The 18,045-nt window shown below is 72.8% G+C and carries 12 protein-coding genes and 1 tRNA gene; 2 read left to right on the top strand and 11 right to left on the bottom strand.

All coding sequences use genetic code 11. The features are described 5' to 3' along the window. Positions 1 to 133: 133 nt before the first annotated feature. Entirely contained in the window at positions 134 to 1,348 is a 1,215-nt protein-coding gene (locus tag ACWKZU_RS14330) for a PrpF domain-containing protein (protein WP_449283011.1), read from the bottom strand. A gap of 119 nt (positions 1,349 to 1,467) precedes the next feature. Here ACWKZU_RS14330 and ACWKZU_RS14335 point away from each other — a divergent pair, with 119 nt between their 5' ends. After that, positions 1,468 to 3,525, top strand: coding sequence for an ABC transporter ATP-binding protein (locus ACWKZU_RS14335; protein ID WP_449283012.1), 2,058 nt, complete (start codon positions 1,468 to 1,470; stop codon positions 3,523 to 3,525). A gap of 100 nt (positions 3,526 to 3,625) precedes the next feature. Here ACWKZU_RS14335 and ACWKZU_RS14340 read toward each other — a convergent pair whose 3' ends face one another. The 8 genes from ACWKZU_RS14340 to ACWKZU_RS14375 all read right to left on the bottom strand — a co-directional run bounded on the left by ACWKZU_RS14340 (position 3,626) and on the right by ACWKZU_RS14375 (position 11,937). After that, the gene (locus tag ACWKZU_RS14340; protein WP_449283013.1) at positions 3,626 to 4,342 is read right to left on the bottom strand and encodes a hypothetical protein; all 717 of its coding nucleotides are present in this window, start codon (positions 4,340 to 4,342) and stop codon (positions 3,626 to 3,628) included. Continuing rightward, positions 4,339 to 5,994 (bottom strand): polysaccharide deacetylase family protein, encoded by a 1,656-nt coding sequence (locus ACWKZU_RS14345; protein WP_449283014.1) that lies wholly within the window; start codon positions 5,992 to 5,994, stop codon positions 4,339 to 4,341. Before ACWKZU_RS14345 ends, ACWKZU_RS14340 begins: the two co-directional genes overlap by 4 nt. A gap of 139 nt (positions 5,995 to 6,133) precedes the next feature. After that, positions 6,134 to 7,234 (bottom strand): acyltransferase family protein, encoded by a 1,101-nt coding sequence (locus ACWKZU_RS14350; RefSeq protein ID WP_449283015.1) that lies wholly within the window; start codon positions 7,232 to 7,234, stop codon positions 6,134 to 6,136. A 9-nt stretch (positions 7,235 to 7,243) separates the two neighbouring features. Then, positions 7,244 to 7,636 (bottom strand): nuclease-related domain-containing protein, encoded by a 393-nt coding sequence (locus tag ACWKZU_RS14355; protein WP_449283016.1) that lies wholly within the window; start codon positions 7,634 to 7,636, stop codon positions 7,244 to 7,246. Between the two features lie 205 nt (positions 7,637 to 7,841). After that, a tRNA-Thr gene (locus ACWKZU_RS14360) sits at positions 7,842 to 7,913 on the bottom strand. A 174-nt stretch (positions 7,914 to 8,087) separates the two neighbouring features. Then, positions 8,088 to 9,671, bottom strand: a complete 1,584-nt coding sequence (locus ACWKZU_RS14365) for an alpha/beta hydrolase (protein WP_449283017.1) — start codon at positions 9,669 to 9,671, stop codon at positions 8,088 to 8,090. Further along, on the bottom strand, positions 9,668 to 10,882 hold the full coding sequence (locus ACWKZU_RS14370; RefSeq protein WP_449283018.1) for a DNA polymerase III subunit delta': 1,215 nt from the start codon (positions 10,880 to 10,882) through the stop codon (positions 9,668 to 9,670). Before ACWKZU_RS14370 ends, ACWKZU_RS14365 begins: the two co-directional genes overlap by 4 nt. Before the next feature lie 425 nt (positions 10,883 to 11,307). After that, positions 11,308 to 11,937: a YigZ family protein gene (locus tag ACWKZU_RS14375; protein ID WP_449283019.1), complete on the bottom strand. Its 630-nt coding sequence runs from the start codon at positions 11,935 to 11,937 to the stop codon at positions 11,308 to 11,310. A 115-nt stretch (positions 11,938 to 12,052) separates the two neighbouring features. Between ACWKZU_RS14375 and ACWKZU_RS14380 the strand changes: the two genes are divergently transcribed. Continuing rightward, positions 12,053 to 12,430 carry an RNA-binding S4 domain-containing protein gene (locus tag ACWKZU_RS14380; RefSeq protein ID WP_449283022.1) on the top strand — a complete coding sequence of 126 codons (378 nt, stop codon included), beginning with the start codon at positions 12,053 to 12,055 and terminating at the stop codon, positions 12,428 to 12,430. Positions 12,431 to 12,495: 65 nt separating this feature from the next. Here ACWKZU_RS14380 and ACWKZU_RS14385 read toward each other — a convergent pair whose 3' ends face one another. Continuing rightward, positions 12,496 to 12,933 (bottom strand): hypothetical protein, encoded by a 438-nt coding sequence (locus tag ACWKZU_RS14385; RefSeq protein WP_449283020.1) that lies wholly within the window; start codon positions 12,931 to 12,933, stop codon positions 12,496 to 12,498. After that, positions 12,930 to 17,945: a DUF7507 domain-containing protein gene (locus ACWKZU_RS14390; protein ID WP_449283021.1), complete on the bottom strand. Its 5,016-nt coding sequence runs from the start codon at positions 17,943 to 17,945 to the stop codon at positions 12,930 to 12,932. The genes ACWKZU_RS14385 and ACWKZU_RS14390 overlap by 4 nt, the downstream gene beginning before the upstream one ends. Positions 17,946 to 18,045 lie beyond the last annotated feature (100 nt).

Raw genomic sequence — 18,045 nt, forward strand, 5'->3', positions numbered from 1 at the left:
GTGCGCAGCGGGCCCGGCCCGTCATGCGGCGCGCAACGGGCGCTACCCGTCATCCTGCGCGCAACGGGCGCTACCCATCACCCTGCGCGCAGCGGGCGCTACCCATCACCCTGCGCGCAACGGGCGCGACCCGTCATCCTGCGCCAGCGGAGCGAGTCGCAGGATCCACCGCCACCGACCCGCGCATGAGGATGCGCGCGGTGCGGGCCAGGGAGGTCTCGACGGCGTGCGGGGCGTCGTCGGGCTCGGGATCGACCGCGCCCGAGTGCGTCACGACCGCTCCGGCGGTCACGACTCCGGACGGGGTGCCGATGCGCAGCGATCCGCCGAGGCGCCCGCCGCCCGCCGCCTCCGCCGCGATGCCGCCTGGGATCTCGGCGGCCGCCGCGAGGCACATGGCGGCCGTGCCGGGCACCGCGTTGTGGGTGCGCCCCATCGAGAGCGTGCGCGCGAGCACGTCGACCTCCGACGCCGGCAGCTCGACGCCGTCCAGCTGCCTCGAGGCCGCAGCGGGGGCGATCACGACCACCTTGGGCACCGCGAGCGGTGCCGCCTCGGGGTCGGTGCACATCCCCATCCGCACCGCGCCCGCGCGACGCAGCCGCTCGAGCAGCTCCATCGCCGCCGTGTTCGCGTCGAGCTCCGCGGGCAGCTCGGCCCCGGTGACGCCGACGTCGGCGGACGCGACGAGCACGAGCGGGTTCGTGGCGTCCACGAGCGAGACGCGCACCGCCCTGCCGTCGACCTCGATCTCCTCGACCGAGCGGCCGGTGGGCCGCAGGCCGGCGGTGCGGCTCCCGCCCGGATCGGGGTAGACGAGCTCGATGGGTGATCCCGTACCCGCGACGCCGGGGATCGAGAGCCCGCCCGGCACCGCCGCGAGCCCGCCCTGCACGGCGAGCCGCACGTCGACCCGCTTCCCGGTGTTGGTGTTCCAGAGGGCGAACCGCTGCGGCCCGTCGACACGCGCGATCAGTCCCGCGGCGAGTGCGAAGGGCACGACCGCCGACGAGAGATTGCCGCAGTTGCCCGCGTAGTCGACCACCGGCTCGTCGACCGAGACCTGCGCGAAGGTGTAGTCGAGGTCGATCCCCGGGCGCACGGAGCGATCGACCATCATCGCCTTCGACAGGGACGAGACCCCGCCGCCCATCCCGTCGAGCTGCCGACCGAAGCGGTCGGGCGATCCGAGGGCCGCGCACAGGATCCCATCGCGCTCGCGGAGCACCGCCGGATCGGCCGCGGGGTCTCCGGGCAGGGCGAGCCCGCCCGGCAGCGCCGCAGCGGCGAACATCAGGCCCTTGCTCGTGCCTCCCCGCACGAACATCGTCTCGATCCACCGCGTCATCGCGCCCCCTCGTCTCGGCTCCCCGGCCTGCTGCTCCCCGTCTCCGAGCCCCAGCCTAGGCGGTCGCGCGGGGCGGCGCTCTCGCCGAAGCGCTTTGCCAGGCGCGCTGGCTTAGAGTGGTGGCCGTGGCCGACAGATCAGACGACACCGCGGGCGACACCGTCCCCATTCCTCGGTCCCGGCGCGGTGCGCCCGCTCCGCAGCGCGGGCCGCGCGCGACCCTGAAGCAGCTGCTCCCCTATCTCTTCGAGCAGCGCGGCAAGCTGATCTTCATCGCCGCGCTCAGCGTGCTCGGGGCGCTCGCCTCGCTCGCCCAGCCGCTGCTCGTCGGCTCGGTGATCGAGCGCGTGCAGCAGTCCGCCGCCCTGGGCGGGCTGCTGTGGGCGCTCGTGGGGCTCGTGCTCGTGAGCGCCCTGCTCAACAGCTATCAGCACTACCTGCTGCAGTGCATGGGCGAGGGGGTCGTGCTCGCCAGCCGCAAGCGGCTCATCGCCAAGATCCTGCACCTGCCCATCTCGGAGTTCGACCGCCGCCGCACGGGCGATCTCGTGTCGCGCGTGGGCAGCGACACCACCCTGCTGCGCGCGGTGCTCACACAGGGACTCGTGGAGGCCGTCGGAGGCGCGCTGCTCTTCGTCGGCGCCCTCATCGGCATGCTCGTCATCGATCCGCTGCTCTTCGCCGTCACCTTCGGGGTGATCGCGGTGGCGATCGTGGTCGTGGTGGCGCTCTCCGCGCGGATCCGCCCCGCCGTCGCCCGCTCCCAGGAGAAGGTGGGCGACCTCGCCGCGGCGGTGGATCGTGCGATCGGCTCCGTGCGCACGATCCGCGCGGCCGGCGCCGCGAAGCGGGAGCAGCAGGACATCGAGGGCGAGGCCACCGAGGCGTACCGGCTCGGGATCAAGGTCGCCCGCATCTCGGCGCTCATCGTGCCCGTGTCGTTCATCGCGATGCAGGTGTCGTTCCTCGCGGTGCTGGGCATCGGGGGCTTCCGCGTGGCGACCGGCGCGATCACCATCGCGCAGCTGGTCACGTTCATCATCTTCCTGTTCCTCATGGTGATGCCGCTGGGACAGGCCTTCGGGGCGATCTCCGCGGTGAACCAGGCCCTCGGCGCGCTCGGCCGCATCCAGGAGATCACCGCGCTCCCCACCGAGACGGATCGGGACGAGCAGCTGTCGCCGCTCGGCCGCGTGGAGCCGCTCTCCGATTCAGGACTCGACTACGCCGCGGCGATCCGATTCTCCGATGTGCACTTCACCTACCGCTCGGCGGCTCCCGAGCGCGCCGATGCCCGGGAGCTGGTGCGCGGCGGCCGCGGCGGATCGCGACGCGACGCCGAGGCGGCCCCCGCCGAGATCGTCGAGACCCCGGTGCTGCACGGGGTGAGCTTCGAGGTGCCGCGGGGATCGCGCGTCGCGCTGGTCGGCCCCTCCGGCGCCGGCAAGTCGACCGTTCTGGCTCTGATCGAGCGCTTCTACGACCCGGATCGCGGCGCGGTCTCGCTCTACGGCGCCGACCTGCGCACCCTCGACCGCGCCGAGGCGCGGGCCCAGCTGGGGTACGTGGAGCAGGACGCGCCGGTGCTGGCGGGCAGTCTGCGCGACAACCTGCGCATCGCGGCGACCGACGCCTCGGACGCCGCATGCGAGCGGGTGCTGCGCGCCGTGAACCTCGGCGGGCTGCTGGATCGTTCGGTCCGCGCGGACCGCGCGGTTCCCGTCGAACAGGCGGTCGGCGCGGCGACGCCGGATCCCCAGGCCGAGGCGTCCTCGGCCCGCGGCCTCTCCGACGCGGAGCTCGCCGCCGCGCTCGACAGCCAGGTCGGCGAGAACGGGATCATGCTCTCGGGCGGCGAGAAGCAGCGCCTCGCGATCGCGCGCGCACTGCTCACCGCCCCGCCGATCCTGCTGCTCGACGAGTCGACGGCCAGCCTCGACGGCGTCAACGAGCGTCTCATGCGCGACGCGCTCGACTCGGTGGCCACCGGGCGCACGCTGGTCGTGATCGCGCATCGCCTCTCGACGGTGGTCGACTCCGACAAGATCGTGGTGCTCGACGACGGCCGAGTGGTGGGCGAGGGCACCCACGCCGAGCTGCTGGAGTCGACCCCGCTCTACCGCGAGCTCGCGCAGCATCAGCTGCTCGTGCCCGAGCAGTCGCCGACGGGACCGTAGAGCCGGCGGAGCGCCGGGTCTCGACTCGGGGTCCGGCTCCGCTGCACGGCTCTCCGCCGCGGGCGGAGCCCGGGTCTCGGCTCGTCACCGCGCTCCTCGCTCAGCCTTCGGGCGGCGCTCCGAGGCTCTCGAGAAGCGCCGAGATCGCGGGGCGGTACGAATCGATCGGCTCGCTCCCCGCGTCGGCGCGCACGGTGAGCAGGCCCGCCCCGGTGTCGACCACGGCGGCGATCCGCTCGGGCCCGTCGACGTGACGCACGCCGAGCCCCGAGGCGAGGGTCTCGGTGCGCAGCACCGGCTCCCCCTGGTCTCCGTCCACCGCTCCGTCCGAGGAGATCACCCGGGACTCCTCGCGCAGCCAGGCCAGCGCCGCACGGTCGCTCGAGCCCTGCAGCACGTCGAGCTCGACCCGCAGCCCCTGGTCGGGCGAGAGCAGCAGCACCCCGGTCTGCTCGTCGAGCAGCACCGACCAGTCCTTCAGCGGCGGCAGCGGCGGCCACTCGAAGAGGTCGCGCACGAGCGGCTGCACCACCCAGTCGCGTTCGGGCACGACGGTCGCCGCCGCTCCGATCTCGACGGGGCTCGCGCCGTCGGCGGTCTCGGCCTGCAGCTTCGCGTACTGCTCGGGTCCGAGCGTCACGGCGTACGCGACCGCGGCGACGACGAGGAGGAGCAGTGCGAGCACCACCGCGGTGACCCAGCGCCGCGCGCGGCCGGGGCGCCGCGACCCCTGCTCCTCCGTCTGCGCCACCGGCTCGGCGGGCTCCACCACCACCCGGCCCAGCGCCGCGCGCTTCCGCTCGCTCCGCCCGCTCATCGCTTCGACACCCGCCCCTTCGGCACGTTTCCGTCGAACAGCTGCGTCACGCTCACGAGCGTGAACCCGCGATCCCGCAGCCCGCGGATCACCACGCCCGCGTTGTCGACGGTCTCGGCGTGGATGTCGTGGAAGAGGATGATGTCGCCGGGCTCGGCCACGCCGACCGAGCGCTTCACCAGTTCCTCGCGTCCCGGCTTCTTCCAGTCGAGGGTGTCGATGGACCACAGGATCGCGGGCTGTCCCAGGCCGTCGAGCACCTTCTGATTCAGGGCACCGTAGGGCGGACGGTACATGCCGACGGTGCGACCGGTGAGATCGCCCAGCAGCTTCTCGACGTCGCGCACCTCTCGCCGGGCCTTCGCGAGGGAGAGGGTTGTGAGGTCGGGGTGGGTCATGGTGTGGCTCGCGATCTCGTGCCCCTCGCTCGCGACCCGCTGCGCCACCTCGGGCAGCGAGCGGATCGAGCGGCCCACCATGAAGAAGGTGGCGGCCGAGCGCTCCTCGCGCAGGGTGTCGAGCAGCTGTCCCGTGTAGGCGGACGGGCCGTCGTCGTAGGTCACCGCCACGCAGGCGAGCAGCCGGCAGTCGACGGCCTGGTCGGCGCTCCACTCCGGCAGCCCGACGAAGGGAGCACCCCGCTGCGCGTGCATCGCGGAGCCGAGCTCGCTCGTCCAGCCCGAGACCGTCGCGGCATCGACGTCGATCACCGTGGGGCCGCTCGTCGCCTCGACGCCCAGGCCGGCGAGCTCGGGAGCGGCGATCCCGGCGGGAAGAGTGAAGCGCGCACCGCTCTCGCCGAGCTGCGCGGCCTCGAGCGCGCGCTGCGCCAGGGCGAGCTGATCCTCGCCCGGCTCGGCCAGCGGTGCGGCGCTCAGCCCGCCGACATCCCTGCGCAGCAGCTCGGCGGCGCGATGCCACAGCTCTCCGGCGGCCTCCGCGGTCCACAGATCTCGATCCTCGTACACCTCGCCCGTCGCCAGGTCGGTGTAGAGGGTCACCGTCCGGTCTCGCGCGACTCCCGAGGAGTCGCCCGCCACGACGCGCATGGCCACGCCCACGTAGGCGCCGAACGCGGCGGTCACGTCGCAGACCGCCGTCACGCCGGCGCCGTCCACGGGCGCGGTCTCGGGGTCGGCGAGCAGCCGTTCGCCCGGCCAGCTCGCCGATCCCGGCACGCACCCGGCGTCCGACAGCCCGGCCGCCACGGGGAACACCTCGGGCGTGAACGTGCCGCCCGTCGCGGCGATCTGCTGCGCGAGCAGATCGGACACCCGCACGTTGAAGAGATGCCAGCCCGGGATCTCGACGTATCGGGCGTGGAACCGCGTGTGATCGTTGCGCACCCGCCGCTCGATGAATCCGAGCTCGGCGGCCGACGGCACGATCGCGTCGGAGGGCCCGCCTCCCACGGGTGCGGCTCCCGCGTCCGGGTGCTCGCCCGATCCCGGATCCTCGTCACCCGCCGACGGCTCGTCGGCGCGCACGAGCCGTGCGCCTGAGGCATCGCTCCAGCCCGGAGGGGACCAGCCCGCCACCGGCGGGATCTGCGCGCAGCCGATGAGCAGAGCGGCGGCGGCGAACACCGCTGCGGCGCGCACCGCGCGACCCGCGCCACGGCGATCGCGAGACACTGCGGCGCCCTGCGACATGGCCTCTCCTCGGTTCGTCCACCCCGGGCGGGGTGCCTGCTCCGAACGTACCGCCTTCCCCGGACATTCGCGGGGTTCGGCGCGCCGCGAATCCGCGGGGCGCCGGCCCGGCCCGGAATCGGTCCGAGCCGGGCCGCCGCTAGGAGCGGCGCAGGATCCAGTCGAAGCGGGGTTCGACAACGGCGCTGAAGGTCTTCGGCACCCACGCCATCGAGAGGAGCGCGGCGAGCACGATCCCGAGCGCCACGATGGCCAGCACCCCCGGAACCCCCAGGGCGCCGATGCGATCGATCGCGCCCGTCTCGCGGAGCACCCAGATGATCGGGCCGTGCAGCAGGTACACGTACAGGGTGCGGGATCCCCACGCGGTCATCGCGCTCTGACGCCGGGGGGTGATCACGAGGAGTGCGAGCGTCATCGCCGCCGCGACCGTCATCAGCGCGGCGGTCACGCCGGCGCCTCCCAGCATCACCCAGCCCCACTGGTCCGGGATCCACTCCCCGATGGGTGCGTTCGCGAACAGCCAGGTGTAGTCGTCGCGCCAGGTCAGCCACTTGTCGATGCGCCAGAACTCGCGCAGACCGGGGGTCAGGACGAAGGCCAGGGCGAGCGCCCCGAGCCCCGTCCACGCGGCGACGAGCGCTCCTCGCGACGGGCGCGCGAACCACTGCCCGTCGAGCCAGCCGCGTTCGCGGATCAGCCACCCCGCCACGAAGAACGGCAGGAAGGCGAGCGTGCGCGACGCCGAGAACTGCGTGCCGATCGCGGGCAGGATGCCGGACACGAGCGCGATGAGGATCGAGGTCAGCAGCGGCCACCGCAGCATCGCGATGTACGGCAGCAGGATGCGCATCGTCGCCAGCGTCACGAGGAACCAGAGCGTCCAGGCCGGCGAGACCAGGAAGTTCAGCCCCGGGGTCTTCTCCTCGACGGCGAAGTGGATCCCCGCCCAGATCGCCTCCCACGTCAGCCAGATCACCACGAGCTGGATGGTGGAGCGGAGGACCTTGGGCGACGACTCCGCGCGGGAGAACATGCCGGAGAGCAGGATCATCGCCGGCATGTGGAAGAGGTAGATGTAGGCGTACAGCGCGAAGCCGAGCTGCGAGTCGCCCCGCACCGTCGAGATGGCGTGGCCGACGACCACGAGCACGATCAGCAGGAAGCGCGCGTTGTCCCACACCGCGATGCGCGGTTTCGCGGTGGGCCGGGCCGTCGCGGTGGTCGGATCTGCGGTCACCCGCCCAGCCTACGCGACGGGTCCGGGTGCGCCGTCGCGTAGGCTGCGACTCGAAGCGCTCAGGCGGCCCGGAACGCCGCCCGGTGTGACGACCAGGTGATCGATGTTGGCGCGGCTCCCCGGAATCCGTCGATCGTGCAGTACCACGACGTTCGGGCCGGCGAATTCATTCAAATGCCGGCCGACCTTGGCCTCCCCGACCGCGCCCTGCTCCCATACCTGGGTGCTCGACCGCACGCGGGTGTCGACCGCGAGCGCGGCGATCACCCTGCCGGTGCGCCCGCCCCCGAACCTCTCGCGCACTCGCTGCTTCCAGGCCTCGGCCGCTGCCCGGTCCTTCGCTCGCCGCCGCTCATACTCGCGGAATGCGGATGCGCCTGCGCCGCCCTGCTCATCGCTCACCTCTCGAGCATGCCACAGCCGCGGAGCGCCCGTGCCCCCGCAGTCCCAACGCCCGGTTTGGTGTGCGCGAATCGCCCATTGGACGCGCGAATTACGGCGATCTGCGAACCTTCGATCACGCCAGCGGCCTCCGCCGGCGCAACGCGGCAACCCCGACGCGCCCCGGACGGCAGAAGCCCCCGCCGAGGCGGGGGCTTCGAGTGAGAGCCGCCTGTCGGATTTGAACCGACGACCTGTTCTTTACGAGGGAACTGCTCTACCCCTGAGCTAAGGCGGCGCGGTGCGGGATCGCTCTCGCACACAAGCAAATACTTTAGCACGCCGCGCGGGTCGTTCCGCACGCCGACGAGCTGCGGCCCCGGGCCCGCGCACCGCGGGACGCGGAGCCCGGGGCGCGGGGCGCGGGGCGCGGGGCAGCGCAGCGGGCCCGCACTCCGGGACACGCGGCCCGCTACGAGCAGCGGGGGTCGGCGGCGGGCACGGCACCCGTGAGCAGGTAGTCGTCGACCACACGATCGACGCACTCGCTCTCCCCGTAGGCGGTGTGCCCCTCGCCCTCGTAGGTGACGAGCACGCCGCTGTCGAGCTGCTGCGCGAGCGACTGCGCCCAGCGATACGGGGTCGCCGGATCGCCCGTGGTGCCGATGACGAGGATCGGGTCGGCTCCCTCGGCGGTCACCCCCGCGCGCTCCGTCGCCCCCTGCACCGGCCAGGCGGCGCAGGCGATGTCCCCGTATCCCTGGAAGCGGCCGATCGTAGGAGCGATCTCGGAGAGTTCCGCGGCCTCCGCGCGCATGCGCGCGGGATCCAGCCCACCCGGATAGTCGAGGCAGTTGATCGCCGAGAACGCCTCGGTCGAGTTGCTGAGGTACTGCCCGTCGACGCGATCGTAGTAGAAGTCGGCGAGCGAGAGCGCGACGTCGGCGTCACCCCGATCGACCGTCTCCCAGAGCCGGTCGAGATACCCCCAGTTGCTCTGGGCGTAGAGGGGGGTGATGATGGCGGTGAGCATGGTGCCCGCCGAGAGCATGCGCCCGTCGGATCCCTGCAGGGGCGTCTCGTCCACGCGATCGAGCAGGGCGCCGATGCTCGCCATCGCCTCGTCGACCGTGCCGCTCAACGGGCATCCGCTCCGCTGCAGGCAGTCGGCCGCGTACGCGCGCAGCGCGAGCTCGAAGCCGCGGGTCTGCTCGCGCACCACGTCGGCGAGCTCCGTCGTCGGGTCCATGGCCCCGTCGAGCACGAGTCGGCCGACGCGCTCCGGGAAGGCATCGGCGTAGCGCGCGCCGATGTACGTGCCGTACGAGAAGCCGAGGTAGTTGAGCGCGGGGTCCCCCGCGATCGCGCGGAGCATGTCGAGGTCGCGCACGGTCGAGGCGGTGTCGACGTGGCCGAGGAGCGCACCGGTGCCCGCCTCGCACGCCGCGCCGAAATCCCGGGACTCGTCGAGCGCCGCGGCGATCCACTCGTCGCTGCCGACCTCGAGGTCTCCGGCGTCGCCGAGCCCGAAGAGGTACTCGTCCATGCCGGCCGCGTCGAAGCAGCGCACGGGCGTCGACGCGCCCACTCCGCGCGGATCCCAGCCGATCACGTCGTACTCGCGCTGCACCGCCTCCGGGATGATGAAGTCGATGCTGTTCGCGACGTACTCTGCCCCCGAGGCCCCCGGACCTCCCGGGTTCACGAAGAGCGTGCCCGTCGGGTCGCCCCCGCTCGCGGGATGCTTCACGAGGCGCAGGGTGATCCGCTCCCCCGCGGGATCGCTCCAGTCGAGCGGCGCGTACACGTCGGCGCACTGCAGCCCGTCACCGCAGTCGGCCCAGTTCGGCTGCTGCGCCCCGTACCCCTCGACCGTGCCGTCCGGCTCCGCGGGCAGCGGACCGGGTCCGGCCGAGCCGCCCGCGCCCGACAGCAGCTGCGGCAGGATCCCGCACCCCGAGAAGCCGAGAGCGCAGGCGGCGAGGATCGCGACCGCCGCGCGCCACCCCCGCCGCCTCGGCGCGCCCGTCTCCGTCTCCGCCTCCGTCCGGCTCACCGCGGATCTCCTGCCACGAGCACACTCGCGAACAGCGCCTCGAGCACCAGGCCGGGCGTGATGCCCCGCCCCAGCCGTTCCCGAGCCGTCTCGACCGCGCTGACGGCGGCGAGCGCCCGGCGCGGCCCCCATCCCTCGGCCAGCTCGACGACGCGCGCCTTCTGCTCGCGGTTGACCAGTTCGAGAGCCCAGTCCTCGACGTCCCGGGCGTCTCCGCCCCCGCTCGCCCGCTCATCCTCGGATGCGCGACCCGCGCCGCCCGCGATCAGCGCCGTCAGCAGCACGTCGCGGTAGAGGGACAGCAGGTCGGTGAGGATGCGGTCGATCCCGTCGCGCAGGCTGCGCGTCGCGCGCCGCTTCTGGTCCTCCTCGAGCGCGCGCATCTGAGTGCGCATCTGGGGCGGGATCGCCGCGCCCGGCGCGAGGCCCAGGCTGCGCATGGCCTCGTCGCGCTCCTGCGCGTCGAGCTCCTCCGTGAGGGCGTCGGCATCGGCCTTGGCGACCGCCGAGAGGGAGGCGGCGGCCGTCATCGCATCCCCGAGGGTGTCCACGCTCAGCGCGATGGCGATCGTGCGGTCCCGGCGCTGCATCGCTTCGGGATCGCTCGCCAGGCGCCGGGCCATGCCGATGTGGCTCTGCGCGAGCCGCGCCGCCCGCTCGGCCTCGCGCGGGTCGATGCCGTCCCGCTCGTGCAGCAGGCCGGCGATGTCCGCCGCGCTCGGGGTGACCAAGCGCAGCGAGCGGGCCCTCGACCGGATCGTGGGCAGCAGATCGGCCTCGCTGGGCGCGCAGAGGATCCAGATCGTGCGCTCCGGGGGCTCCTCGAGCGCCTTGAGCAGCACGTTGGAGGTGCGCTCGGGCATGCGATCCGCGTCCTCGATGACGATGACGCGGTGGCGTCCCTCGGCGGGTGCGTAGTGGGCCGTGGTCACGATCTCGCGGGCGGCCCGGATGTCGATGAGCAGCTTCTGGGTCGTGAGCACCCCCAGGTCGGGGTGGGTGCGGGCCCGCACCTGCTCGGAGACCGCATCGCGCTCGGACTCGTCGCGGGCGATCAGCGCCGCGGCGAAGCGGAACGCGAGGTTGGATCGCCCGGAACCGGGCGGGCCGGTGATGAGCCAGGCGTGCGCGGGCGATCCACCCGGCTCGGCCGCCTGCTGCAGCGTGCGCACCGCGTCGGCCTGCCCCACGATCTCAGCCCAGAAGTCCACCTGAGAAGCGTATCGCGGGCGTCTGACAAGCGGCCCCGACGCGGGCGTCCACCATGCCGGTTTCCCCTCCGAGGTCCGCGCGTCGGCGGAGCCCAGGGACACGCTCAGCGGCATCACCGCGCAACGCGTTGCCCATAGCGGCTTCTCCTCCGTGCTCCGCACGTCGGCTGAGCGCAGGGGCGCGCTCAGCGCCGTCGCCGCGCAACGCTGCGCGTTCACCATAGCGGCCGGCCGGGGTGAAGATCCGGGTGAAGGTGGCTTCCCGGCGCTTCCATCCCCACCCCCGCTCGGTAAACTCGAAATCGGTCGGAAGCCCACTCCCCCCGGGCCGAAGACCGCATCCGAAGCGGCAATCCCCCGCCGCCGAGGAAAGAGCAGCCCCCGGCCCTGTCCCCCAGGCCACCGGGGGTTTATCTCTGCCCGCGTCAGGCGAGATCCACGTACTCGGCCTCGCCCACCGCGACCTCCGCGGCCCCGGCGCTCGCCTCCGCCGCGAGGGCCGCGAGAGGCGCCACCTCGTGCTCGGCCACCGCGTACCGCTGCCGCACGCGATCGCTGTAGTCCGCGGCCCCCACGCCGTAGCCGCGGCGCCTCGCCTCCGCCTCGATCTGCGGCGCGGCCTCGTAGCCCGAGGTCACGACGACCTCGCGGCGCAGCCCTCGGCGCAGGCGGGGAGCGCGCAGCACCGCCTCCGCCACCGAGGCGCGGTAGGCGCGGGTGAGGCCGCCCGCACCCAGCAGCACGCCGCCGAAGTACCGCGTCACCACCGCCACCACGTCGCTGAGGCCCGACGAGACGAGCGCGTCGAGCATCGGCGCCCCCGCGGTGCCGCTGGGCTCGCCGTCGTCGTTCGAGCGCTGCACGCGGCCGTCGGCGCCGAGCACGAAGGCCGAGCAGTGGTGCCGGGCTCGCGGGTGCTCCGCCCGCACGCGCGCGATCGCCGCACGCGCCTGCGCCTCGTCCGCCGCCCGCTCGAGACGGGCGATGAAGCGGGAGCGCGAGATCTCGATCTCTGCGTCGACCGGCACGGCGATCGTCTCATACTCCGCGCTCATGGCTCCATCCTCGCAGGTCGCGCGGCGGAGCGGAGCGACGGGCGGATCGACGGGCGGATCGACGGGCGGATCGACGGGCGGATCCGGATGCGCTCGGCCCGGTACGATCGAGGACATGGGCGAGAGCGTGCGCGTCGACACCTGGGTCTGGGGCGTGCGCCTGGCGAAGACCCGCAGCCAGGCCACGGCGGCTTGCCGCGCGGGGCACGTGCGGGTGAACGGCGCCGCCGCGAAGGCCGCCCAGCCCGTGCGACTGGGCGACGAGGTGCGCGTGCGCCTGCACGGCTTCGACCGCGTCTACCGGGTGACCGGGCTGCCCGTGCGGCGCGGCAGCGCGGCCGAGGCCGCGAAGCACTTCGAGGATCTCACCCCGCCGCCTCCGCCGCGCGTCGAAAGGCCGGCGGCCGTGGTGCGGGATCGGGGCGCGGGGCGCCCCACGAAGCGGGAGCGCCGCGAGATCGATCGGCTGCGGGGCCGCGACGCGACGGACTGAAGCGCCCCGCGAGCCCGAGCGCGGCGGATCAGCCCGGTTCCACGAGCGACCCCCGGAACCGCGGATCAGCCCTGCGGCGCGAACCTCTCGACGCGGAGCACGCACTCGAACTCCGCTTCGCCGAGCGCCATCTCGGTCGACCACTCGGCGGTCTCCCCCGCCTCGACACCGGTCAGGTCGACCTGCACGAGCCCCGCGGTGTCGCCCCCGTCCATGGCCGAGACGTAGATGCGGTAGTCCTGGGTCTCCGGATCGGGATTGGTGACGGTCCCGGCGACCTGCAGGGTGCCGTCCGACGGCTCGCAGCGCACGAGCTCGGCATCCTCGAGCGCCCCGGTGTATCCCTCGACCGATCCCGGCTCGGCCTGCACGTCGACGACCTGCTCGTCGGCCGCGCCGATCCGAGCCGGTGCGTCGTCGGCCCCGTCGGCCCCGGTGCAGCCGACGAGGGCGGTCGCCGCCACCACGGCGGTGGCGGCGACCAGAGCCCGCGTCAGCCTCATGCCGTCTCCCCGCGGGAGCGACGCGCCAGCAGCACCCCGCCCGCGATGAGCAGCAGTGCCCCTGCGGCTCCGAACAGCGTCAGCGTTCCCCAAGCGCCGCCGGTCTGCGCGAGCAGCTCGAAGTCGGAGGTCACGCTGTCGGTGTGCTCCACCTCCGTACCGCTCGGGTCGGTGGCGAAGACGACGGCGGTGTTCTTGACCGAGCCCCGCTCGACGTCCGCCGCCGTCAGACGGTACTCGGCCGTCGCGGTCGCCGACTCGCCGGGAAGGAGCACGCCGGCCGTGCCCGGCCACGCGAACCGCAGCACCCCCAGACCGGGCAGCGGATCCTCGACCCGCACGTCGCGCAGCGTCGTGTTGCCCTCGTTGGTCACCGTGAAGGAGTAGACGATCGTGCCGCCGACCCGGGCGTCGCCGCGCAGCGCGGCCGACTTCTCCAGGCTGATCTGCGACGCGGAGGGCAGCAGCGTGTTGTTGTCCACCTCGGGGGTGTCGACGGGATCGGAGGTGATCGGCTCGTCCGGGTTCTCGGGGTTGGCGGTCGGGGGCGGCGTCGCCCGGGCGATCGCCGTGTTCTTCACCTGGCCCGCGTCGACGTCGGCCTGCGTCACGGTGTACGTGGCCTTCGCCGTCGCCGACTGCCCGGGAGCGAGCACACCCGCCGATCCCGGCCAGGCGTACGACAGCTCGCTCAGGCCCCGCAGCTCGTCGATGATCTCGACCGCGGTCAGGGTGACGTTGCCGGTGTTGGTTGCCACCAGCGTGTACTCGATCACGCTGCCGACCGCGGCGGGCCCGCGCAGCTCGCTGCTCTTCGTGAGGGCGATGGACGGCTGTCCGGGCAGCGGCAGCGTGTGGGGATCGCTGTCGTCCACCTTCGGGCTCGGCACCGGCTGCGCCTCCGGATCCTCCGGATCGGTGGAGGGCGGCGGCGTGCCCTCGGCGGAGGCGATGTTGACGAGGGATCCGGAGTTCAGATCCTGCTGCGTCAGCGTGTAGCGAGCGCTCGCGGTCACCGACTCCTGCGGGCGGAGCACCCCGGGCGCCTCGGGATCCGGCCATGCCTCGGCGGCGATCGCGATCGGATCCCCGCTGATCAGCGGGTCCTCCAGCACGACATCGGTGAGCGTGACATTGCCCGTGTTCGTGATGGTGAACGTGTAGTCCACGAGCTCGCCGGCCTCGGCCGCGCCCGCCAGCGCACCCGACTTCTCGACCAGGATCACGGGGGTCCGCTCGAGATCCGTCACGACGCGGTCGCTGTCCTCGGGGTTGGGCGGCTGGATGGGGTTCTCCGGATCCTCCGGGTTGTAGGTCTCGGGAGGCGTGCCCGCCGTGCGCGCCGTGTTCTCGACCCACCCCCGGTCGATGAGCTCCTGCGTCAGCACGAGCGTCGCGGTGCCCGTCACCGACTCCTCCGGTTCGAGCGTGCCGACCCGGTTCGGCCACGCGTCGTCGGCGATCGTGACACCCGCCGGGAACATGGGGTCGGTGATCGTCACATCGCTGAGCGTCACGTTGCCCGTGTTCCGCGCGACGAAGGTGTAGGTCACCGTGTCCCCGGCCTCCGGGGAGGCCTCCGCATCGACGTCGACCACTGCGGTCTTCTCCAGCTCGATCGCGGGCGCGCTCGGCAGCGGGGTCGTCTCCTCGGCCGGCGGGGAGTCGATCGGCTCCTTCGGCTCCGGGGTCTCCGGATCCTCGGGATCGATCGTCGGCGGCGGTGTGCCGTGCGAGGTCGCGGTGTTGTGCACCACGCCCGCGTCGACATCGCCCTGCGTCAGCTCGTACTGCGCGGTGAGGATCACGACGTCGCCGGGGGCGAGTACGCCGGGGGCGCCGGGCCATGCCTCGTCCGGGACCGGCAGTGCCGAGCCGCCGAGCAGCGGGTCGACCACCTCGATGTCGGTCAGGGTGACGTTGCCGGTGTTCGTGACGGTGAAGGTGTAGGTCACCGTATCGCCCTCGGCGGCGCCGTCGTCGAGGGCTCCGTCCTTCTCGAGGCTCAGCTCGGGGTCGGCGGCGATGGGCTCGACGTGGCGGTCGTCGTCGGTCACCGGATCGCTGGGGATCCGGGGGCCGTCGGGATCCGCGGGGTCGATCGTCGGGGGCGGCGTGCCCTCGGCCTCGGCCTCGTTCGCGACCCACCCGCGGTCGACGTCGGCCTGCGTGAGCAGATACGGAGCCGTCACGCGCACCGAGTCGCCGGGCTCGAGCGTGCCCACCTCGGCGGCGGCGCTCTCGTCCCAGTGGTAGGTGTAGTCGGCGCCGGCGCCGAGCAGGTCGTCGGTGATGGCGAGATCCGTGAGGCTCGTCGTGCCGGTGTTGGTGACGATGAACTCGTAGACGACCGTGTCGCCCGCCTCGGCGAAGTCCTGGTCGGCCTGCACACGCTTGTCCAGCGAGATCGCCGGATCCCGGTCGAAGGTGACCGTCTCGGGATCCGTGTCCGTCACGGGGCCCGCGGGCGTCCCGGGTGCGGTCGGATCCTCGGGATCCTTCACGTTCGGCGGGGTGCCGGTCGCCGTGCCGACGTTGACCACGGCGCCCGCGCCGAGATCCTGCGGGGTGAGCGCGTAGGTGCCCGTGACCGTCACCCGCTCCCCCGGGGCGAGCACCTGCGGGGCCGTCGCCTCGGACCAGTCGGTGTCCGCGAGCACGAAACCGGGCAGGCCGTCGGTGATCGCGACGCCGGTCAGCGTGACGTTGCCGGTGTTGGTGGCGACGAGCGTGTACGAGACGGTGTCGCCGGCGACCGGGGTCTCGCCCTCGAACGGCGCGAGCACTCCGGTCTTCTCCAGGTCGATCCTCGCGTCGCGGGCGGGACCGGGAACGGTCACCTCCGAGGGCTGCTCGGGCTCGACCGGATCGCCCGGGTCACCGCCGGGGGGAACGCCCTGCGAGACGGCGGCGTTGTGCACGAAGCCGTTGTCGACATCGGCCTGCGTCACCGTGTAGACGGCGCTGACGGTCATCTTCTCGCCCGGCTTCAGCGTGCCCGCGGTTCCGCCCGCGGGCCACACCGCGCCGGTCAGCGAGACCTCGCCGCCGAGCAGCGGATCGACGACCTTCACGCCGGTCAGCGTCACGTCGCCGGTGTTCTCCACCTCGAAGTCGTAGACGATCTCGTCACCGGCCGCGGCGAAGGTCGTGCCCGCGGCGGCCGACTTCTCGATCGCGATCGCCGGGTTGTTCGAGATCGTGATGGTCTCGGTGTCTGTGTCGTTCACGACCGGGCCGGCCGGAGGGGTGCCGGTCGCGGTGGCGGTGTTCAGCACGCTGCCCGCGAGCGCGTGGGCGGGGGTGATCACCAGGTCTACCTGCGCGGTGAGGGTCTCACCGGGATCGAGCGCGAACGCCGCCGGCTGCGCGGGGTTCTCGGCGGTGCGGCCGGGCCAATCGGTGTAGCGGAAACCGGTCGCCCCGGCGAGTCCGTCCGCGATGGTCACGTCGGTCAGGGTGACGTTGCCGGCGTTCCTGGCGACGAGCGTGTAGGTGACGGTCTCGCCCTCTCGCACGCCCGAGGTCTTGCTCGCGTCCTTCGTCAGCTCGATCACGGGCGAGCGGGCGCCGAGCACCGTGTGGTCGGCCTCGTCCTCGACCGTGTCGCCCGCGGGTGACTTGCTGGTCACCCCGGCCGTGTTGTCGACCTGGCCCGCGTTGAGATCGGCCTGGGTCACCGTGTAGGTGCCCGTGAACTCGACCCACTCGCCCGGCTGCAGCCCCTGCGCGTACGCGTTCGGCGCACCCGACCACTCCGAGAACTCGAGCTCGCCGAGCTTCGGGTCCGTGATCAGCACGTCGGTCAGGGCCGTCGGGCCGGTGTTCTCGGCGCGCAGCACGTAGGTGATCGTGTCGCCCACGGCGCTGTAGCCCGCGGGATCGGGATCGGTGGTCTTGGTCAGGGTGATGTCTGAGCGATCGTTCGAGATCGTGCAGACGACATCGGAGCCCTTGAGGTTCGTCGGCTGCCCGATGGTCCACGGCCCTCCCGTGCGCGGGTCGCCGACCGCCGTGGCGGGGATCGTCTCCCCGGTCGTGTGGTCGATGCAGCTCATCGAGATGTCGTAGTTCCGCAGCTTCGCGCCGTTCAGGCCGCTCTCGCCGAGGGTGAAGCTGTCGCCGCCGGCCACGAATGCCGGGCCCGCCGAGATCGACTGCACCCCGGTGGCCGGGCCGCTCGTGTCACCGGACACGAAGCCGGGCCGCACGCCGCCGACGGGAGCGCCGAGGTAGCCCTGGCCCTCGATGCGCAGCCGGAACTCGTCGGAGGCCTGGAAGCGCCCGTTGGGGATGTCCTTCTTCAGCGAGATCATGTTGGGGTACGCGCAGCTCGCCATGTCGGTCATGGAGAAGCCGGACATGCTCAGCGACCAACCGGGAATCGCCTGCCCGTTCGCCGGGTTGACCTTCCCGATCTCGGTCGCGGTCGACACGAAGGCGTTGCCCATGTCCCCGAACGCGACGCCGTTGCCGTTGACGCTGATCGAGGCGATCTTGACCGGGTTGAACTGCGCCGTCGTCGAGGGCGTCGTGGGCACCAGGTCCGCGGTCAGCACGAAGATGTCCTGATTCGCCACGATCAGCAGGTCGCCCGACGAGCTGAAGGCGAAGTCGCCGTTGCCCGAGGTCAGCCCCTTCAGGGTGCCGACCTGGTACGCGGTCTGGGTGTTCGGGTCGTAGACGCCCATGGTCGCGTCCACACCGCTGCTGGCGAAGTAGTAGCGACCGTCGGCGGGGTTCACCGCTCCGCGGATCACCTGCGAGAAGGGCGAGGTGACCGTCCTGACGAGCGTCTCGTTGATGACGTCGTAGACGGCGAGGCGGTTGCCGCCGCTCCCGGCGGTCGCACCGTTGGTGATCGCGTAGGCCGTCGCGCCGCCGTGCGCGATCGCGAGGCCGTTGGCGTATCCCGTCAGCCCCGGGATGGTGAAGTCGCCGTCGGTGAGACGAGCACCGGTCTGGGCGTTGAAGGCGCGCACCTGGCCGTCGGAGTTGTTCGCGTAGACCACGGTGCCGTCGCAGACGAGCGGCGGCGAGACCGCCTGGGCCGGCACCGCCGTCAACGTGCCGCCGACCACCACCAGGGAGGTCGCGGCGACCGCGGTCGCC

Source organism: Leucobacter sp., assembly GCF_053528595.1.

Bases quoted from the DNA above. Each gene is read 5' to 3' on its own strand.
- ACWKZU_RS14330 (WP_449283011.1), bottom strand. From the start codon at position 1,348: ATGACGCGGTGGATCGAGACGATGTTCGTGCGGGGAGGCACGAGCAAG.
- ACWKZU_RS14340 (WP_449283013.1), bottom strand. From the start codon at position 4,342: ATGAGCGGGCGGAGCGAGCGGAAGCGCGCGGCGCTGGGCCGGGTGGTG.
- ACWKZU_RS14345 (WP_449283014.1), bottom strand. From the start codon at position 5,994: ATGTCGCAGGGCGCCGCAGTGTCTCGCGATCGCCGTGGCGCGGGTCGC.
- ACWKZU_RS14375 (WP_449283019.1), bottom strand. From the start codon at position 11,937: ATGAGCGCGGAGTATGAGACGATCGCCGTGCCGGTCGACGCAGAGATC.
- ACWKZU_RS14380 (WP_449283022.1), top strand. From the start codon at position 12,053: ATGGGCGAGAGCGTGCGCGTCGACACCTGGGTCTGGGGCGTGCGCCTG.
- ACWKZU_RS14385 (WP_449283020.1), bottom strand. From the start codon at position 12,933: ATGAGGCTGACGCGGGCTCTGGTCGCCGCCACCGCCGTGGTGGCGGCG.